This window comes from Candidatus Zixiibacteriota bacterium (genome assembly GCA_040752815.1).
Lineage (GTDB): Bacteria > Zixibacteria > MSB-5A5 > GN15 > FEB-12 > JAGGTI01.
The window spans coordinates 1-5449 of record JBFMGC010000088.1; the positions used below are offsets into that span (position 1 = coordinate 1).

At 57.5% G+C, this 5449-nt stretch carries 4 protein-coding genes; 2 read left to right on the top strand and 2 right to left on the bottom strand.

Features of this window, described 5'->3' with window-relative positions; all coding sequences use genetic code 11:
- Nucleotides 1-533 precede the first annotated feature (533 nt).
- Nucleotides 534-1049, top strand: a complete 516-nt coding sequence (locus tag AB1772_13060; protein ID MEW5797270.1) for a YfiR family protein — start codon at nucleotides 534-536, stop codon at nucleotides 1047-1049.
- Between the two features lie 79 nt (nucleotides 1050-1128).
- Here AB1772_13060 and AB1772_13065 read toward each other — a convergent pair whose 3' ends face one another.
- Together AB1772_13065 and AB1772_13070 are read right to left on the bottom strand one after the other, a co-directional pair.
- On the bottom strand, nucleotides 1129-1584 hold the full coding sequence (locus tag AB1772_13065) for a ferritin family protein (protein ID MEW5797271.1): 456 nt from the start codon (nucleotides 1582-1584) through the stop codon (nucleotides 1129-1131).
- A 223-nt stretch (nucleotides 1585-1807) separates the two neighbouring features.
- The gene (locus AB1772_13070) at nucleotides 1808-3142 is read right to left on the bottom strand and encodes a hypothetical protein (protein MEW5797272.1); all 1335 of its coding nucleotides are present in this window, start codon (nucleotides 3140-3142) and stop codon (nucleotides 1808-1810) included.
- Between the two features lie 388 nt (nucleotides 3143-3530).
- On the opposite strand from AB1772_13070, the gene AB1772_13075 reads away from it, so the two are divergent.
- On the top strand, nucleotides 3531-5111 hold the full coding sequence (locus tag AB1772_13075; protein ID MEW5797273.1) for a sigma 54-interacting transcriptional regulator: 1581 nt from the start codon (nucleotides 3531-3533) through the stop codon (nucleotides 5109-5111).
- The last annotated feature ends 338 nt before the right edge of the window (nucleotides 5112-5449 follow it).

Consider the following 5449-nt stretch of genomic DNA (forward strand, 5'->3'; position numbering starts at 1 on the left):
TACACACCTCCCGTGCTTTCAGTTCTGCCCACCCACAGCAAGCTGTGGGCCACCAGTCACCTATGGCGGGTATGAAGCAAACCCGCCCTGCGGTCTTCCAGTTCAGCCCACCCACAGCAGAGCTGCGGGATACCGGGTCTTACAAATACCATAGTCTACGGTACCGTGCGATGCAAGAGAAAACTCGCGCTTGCGATGTCTGCGAGCCAGTACGTAATGGCCGGGCAGACCGGGGGCTGCCGCGCACGTCTATTGCCGGGCGGATCGGGGTCTGCGCGCACGAGCCCCGCTGGTCCGAAGCCCCAAGGATAGCTCGATTCGATCGAAAAGCAGCACCCCCCGGCTTGCTCCCTCATGATTTCAGGCAACCCGGTCGATATCAGAGAAGACGGGCCAAAGTCTGCGCAGACCGCTCTCCGGGCGGCACGGGGTCGGAACTGCGCTTTTGGTGGCGTGGTTTGAGAGATGGCGTTATATTTCTTTGTCGGTGAGTTCGTTTGAGAGGCACTAGGCTAATGCGGAATGCAGTCGTTTTGGCGACGCTGCTGGCGCCGACAGCAATGTTGGTGGCGGCAAAGAACATGACTCCCGATGAAATCGACTACAAGGCCGATTTTATCGTAAAAGTCGTGGACTACGTCACCTGGCCGGAGGGCGCCGGCACCAACGCCAACGGCGAAATCGCCATCGGCGTTATCGGAGAATCCCCTCTCACGCCGAAGCTGAAGGAGCTGGCCGCCGCAAGAGAAGGCGGCAAGATGACAGTTACCGTCGTGACCTCGGACGCCGATCTTTCCGTGTTTCAGATTCTATTCCTCACCACCGAAGACAAAACCGAGCTCGCCAAGATCCTCAAGAAGGTCCAGAATGCGCCGGTGCTCACGATCAGCGACGCTTATTATTTCGCGCGGCATGGCGTTATGGTGAATTTCTATAGTGAAGATGTTGACGGAAAGGCCAAGATCAAGTTTGAGGTCAACCAGATGACCCTCGGTTTCGTGGGGCTAAAAATGAGCTCCAAGCTGCTCAAGCTGGCGACCATAATCTGACCCCACAACCGTTCCAAACTACAAGCGTCCGCAGGCTCAGACCGCGGACGCTTATTCTTTGGCTGATCAGCGCATCAGATTAGTTCTCGGCGAGCACTACCTCGTCGTACTCAACCTCGAAGCGAAGCTTGTGCCTGGCCTCCTCCTGCGCGAGCATCAGAAACAGTTGCCTCAGGTCGTCGCTGTCAGTGGCGCCGGCGAGACTGTTGTAAAGTGCGTAAGCCGCCTTTTCGGCTTTCATGGCGATGATCAGGGCGTCCTGATAAGTGACCACGCCCCGGTTCGGCTCGGGATCGACCAGATAATCGGCGATCTTGAGGTCGGTGATCTTTCTGGCCGAAAGCACCAGCTTGTGACCCTCTTTGACCGCCAGCAGCTTCGCCTTGTGGCCCATCTCCTCCTGGGCAAAGCCAACAAAAACATCTTTCATCGACGGCCGCGCCATTTTACCGGCCAGGTCGCGATAGAACTGAGCGGCCTCTTCCTCTTTTTGAATGGCAAAGTCCAGAATCTTGTCCGGGGTATCCAGTTTCACAATCTCCTCCTTGACGCCGAGTCATCGGCGACGGCGTTCCTGGCTCTCGACGGTTCCATGCCCGCTCGTTCTTGTTGCCCGAGTGCGGACTCACCGTGGTCACAATGCAAATCCAATATATCGATTTCCCCACGCCTCACAATGGAATTGTCACTTCAGTGAAAACACGAGCCCTGGGGTTCCTCCAAGGCTCGTGTTCGACGTTATCTGCCTGCTGATCAGGTCACTTGATATCGATGAGCGCCTTCGCGGCTACGCCACTTTCGAGATCAATCTCGCTTGCGGCGGCCACAACTTCGTCGCTTACTGATTCAGTCGGCTGGCAGCGCACGATTATCTGATACCCGTTGCCGCCGCGGGAACTTATCCGGAACCGTTCGAAAAACCATCCGGCACCGGGAGCGGTCGACGGGAACAAGCCCTGATAGCGAAGGCTGATGCCCGACTCCACACCGTTGGAGTATACCGCATGATGGGTCTCACGGACCTGGGCGGTGTACGGCTCGCCGATCGGTTCACCGGTCATCGGATTGACCGGAGTAACCGAGAGCTCTCCCTCGGCATAGAATGTCGCCTCATAGGTGCCCCAGGCTGTGAACGCGATCGTTTCACGAAGAGTGATTGGACCATAGACATAAACATAGTCATACGGTCCCGAGGAGCAGAACGGCTTGGGGACAACCTGATCGAACTGCACCACGAACTGGTGGTCCTTGACATGGGCGGGAGCTTCTGCGTGCGACGCCAGATTGAGCACGAATGCGTTGCCGTCATTGGCAATCGGCACGTCCCCGGCTACGTCACCCAGCGGGCCGCCGATCAGGCCGCGAAGTTCGACCGGCAGGCCGTTGTAGATTATCGCCGGGATAGCCCCAAAAGGAGCTTCGTTGATCTGCCCGGCAGGAATCATCGGGACGACTCCATTGAGCAAGCCGCTACGGATGATGTCGCCGATAACAAACTGTTCGGCGAGTTCCCAGCTCAGCACCTGGTGCGTGGTGGTGCCCGGAATGAGGACCTCAAAGTGCACTCCGCCCAATGTCCAGTCGCCGACTTTGAACAAACGGAGGTGGAATCTGATACTGTAGTAGTCGCCACAGACCAACTGAATCGCCCCCGGCGTCCATCCACATGGGGAACCGTAGCTCGCCTGAATGTCCCCCTCGATATCGTCTTCCCACACGGCGTTAAACGGCGGCACCGGCGGCAGGCCAAGTGCCGAGCGGTCTCCGTTGAGTGCAAGCAGCGCCGCACGGATATCGAGCGGTGAGGCCTGCCCGAAGAAGATCAGGTTGATCGGATCTTTCGGCGTGCCGGAAAAGTCCGACGCCGTGTAAGGCCAGAATTCGAGCTCGTTCTCGCCCACACTTACCGTTACCAGCGGGCCCGGTGCCGCCGCGGAAGCTCTCGGCCACGGCGCGGCCCGGAGGCTGGCCATGTCAGGGGTGATACCGTCGGCCGGCGACGGCTCCATGATCGGCTCGACTGACTTGTCGCAACTCACCAGACCGATACCGGCGAGCAGCAACAGTGTGATCACAACGCTTAGATGTTTCATAGCGTCTCTCTCCTTTGTGTTAGGTGATTTGGGTTTTGTGTCCGCGCAATGCAGTAGCATCGTTATTTCCTTTAGGCCGAGCGTGGTCAATCCGTGTGCCAACCCGGCGCGAATTCCCGTTCTGAGCCTAATGCGTTGTCGGACAAGAAGTAATGATCTGAGCGGACTTGTCGGTTGCAACGGTGGCGATGGTTAGGTGGTAGTCAGCCAACACGATGAGTAGCCACTACCGGCGCACTGAACTAACACCACACCCATCAAGGCCTGTGCGGCCCTGGTTGCCACGCCCACACTAGAGGAGAGATACTGTCGATGATTGGAGTTGACTGTCCGCTGCCACATGATATACTCAAGTGGCTGGCGAGTCAAGCCAGAGATGAATCTGCCTATGGATGAGAACCGGAACATAGCCCAGCTCGAGGCGACGCTCGCCGAACTCGGCTCGATCAACCGGATAATCGAGAAGATTTCTCGTGTCCGGGAGACCAATCACATCATGTCGATTATCATTGATGAACTGGTCAAGCTCACGGATGCAGATCAGGGCGTCATCAACCTGGTTACCCCGGCCAGCGCCGATGATCTTCTCACCGTGGTGCGCAAGGCCCAGCCAAGCGACGACAACCTCCCGTGGAAAGTGAACAACCTGGTTTCCGGCTGGGTGCTGAGGAACAAACGGACGCTGAAAGTGGATGATCTCGATCACGACGACCGCCTGGCCGGGCTATCGTCCGAGAACGGCCGCTTTCAATCACTACTTTGCTGCCCGCTACTGGCGCGGGCGGAGACTGTCGGTCTGCTCAGCCTGGTGCGAAGTCGCGACAAGGGGCCGTTTGACGATGATCAATCGCGGTTCGTGTCGATTGTAGCCTCGCAATCGGCGCAGATTCTCTCCAATGCGCTGCTGCTCGAAGAACTGGCCCGCAAGAACGAATTGCTCGAAATCTCGCACAAGAAGCTTCGCAACGAGAATGATCGGCTGCAGCGGGAGGTCAACGCCACGTTTGCGTTCGAGAATATAGTCGGCAAGTCCGAGCCGATGAGGCAGGTGCTGACGATGGCCTCGAAAGTGAGCGGCAACGATTCGCCGGTCCTGATTACCGGTCCCACTGGCACCGGCAAGGAGCTGCTGGCTCGCGCCATCCATTATAATAGCGCCCGTAAACAGAAGCCGTTTGTGGTAAAAAACTGCGGCGTGAAGACTGAGTCTCTGCTGGAATCAGAGTTGTTTGGACATGTAAAGGGTTCATTCACCGGCGCTGATCGCAACAAGATTGGACTGTTCAAAGAGGCCGACGGCGGCACGATATTTCTCGACGAGATCGGCGAGGCGCCGCTATCCACCCAGGTGGCCATACTCCGTGTACTGGAGAACGGCGAGATAAGACCAATTGGCGCATCGGCTACGGAATATGTGAACGTGCGCATCCTCTCGGCCACCAACCGCAAACTGCAGGATGCTATCGAAGATGGATCGTTTCGCCGCGACCTGTTTTATCGACTAAATACGTTCACTATCGATATCCCACTTCTGAAAGACCGGCGTGGCGATGTTCCTCTCTTGGTCTACCACTTTCTAAAGCAGATAGCGATTAAACTAAGCCGCGAGACACTGACGATCACACCGGCTGCGCTCGACGTACTCGCGCGTTACTCCTGGCCGGGCAACGTGCGCCAGCTTGAGCACGAACTGGAGCGAGCCGCCGTGGTGTCTGAACCTGAAAACCCGATAGACATTTGTGATCTCTCACCGGAGCTGCTTGGCTCAACCGCCGCCGAAGTCGACACGAGCGGGTATCACGGCAAGCTGCGCGAAGTAGTCGAACGGGTAGAGCGGGACTTGCTGGTGTCAACACTCAATCAAACCGACGGGAACATCCTGAAGACCTCGAAGCTGCTCGGCCTTACGCGCAAGGGCCTCAAGGACAAGATGGCGCGGTATGGGATAGCCGCCAAGAAGGAACAATAATGATCGGCAGGGCTCTGCCCCTGCCGTCGGTGAGTTCTCGTAGGGCAGGATCGCTGGTCGCTACGCTATCGCTGGCGACCCAGGAATTCTGCCCTTGTATCTTGTCTTTTGGGTAGATATATGGCATCAAGTAAGAGTGCAAGAGATAGATTGAGGTCGCGGGCGGCAGTCGGCGACTTCGAGGTAGCGGCGAGATCGACCTGCCCTGGGACCGGAAAGAGCCCGTTCGTAGCGCGATCCGCCGCTGCCGGAAGTGGCAAGAACCCGAACAGTCGCTGGGGCCAAGGTGATATCCGGAGCCCGTATGCGCAAGGATGGGAGAGCGCCATGAGTACCTT

Excerpts from the sequence above, each read along its gene's own strand:
- AB1772_13070 (MEW5797272.1), bottom strand. The coding sequence starts at position 3,142 with ATGAAACATCTAAGCGTTGTGATCACACTGTTGCTGCTCGCCGGTATC.
- AB1772_13075 (MEW5797273.1), top strand. The coding sequence starts at position 3,531 with ATGGATGAGAACCGGAACATAGCCCAGCTCGAGGCGACGCTCGCCGAA.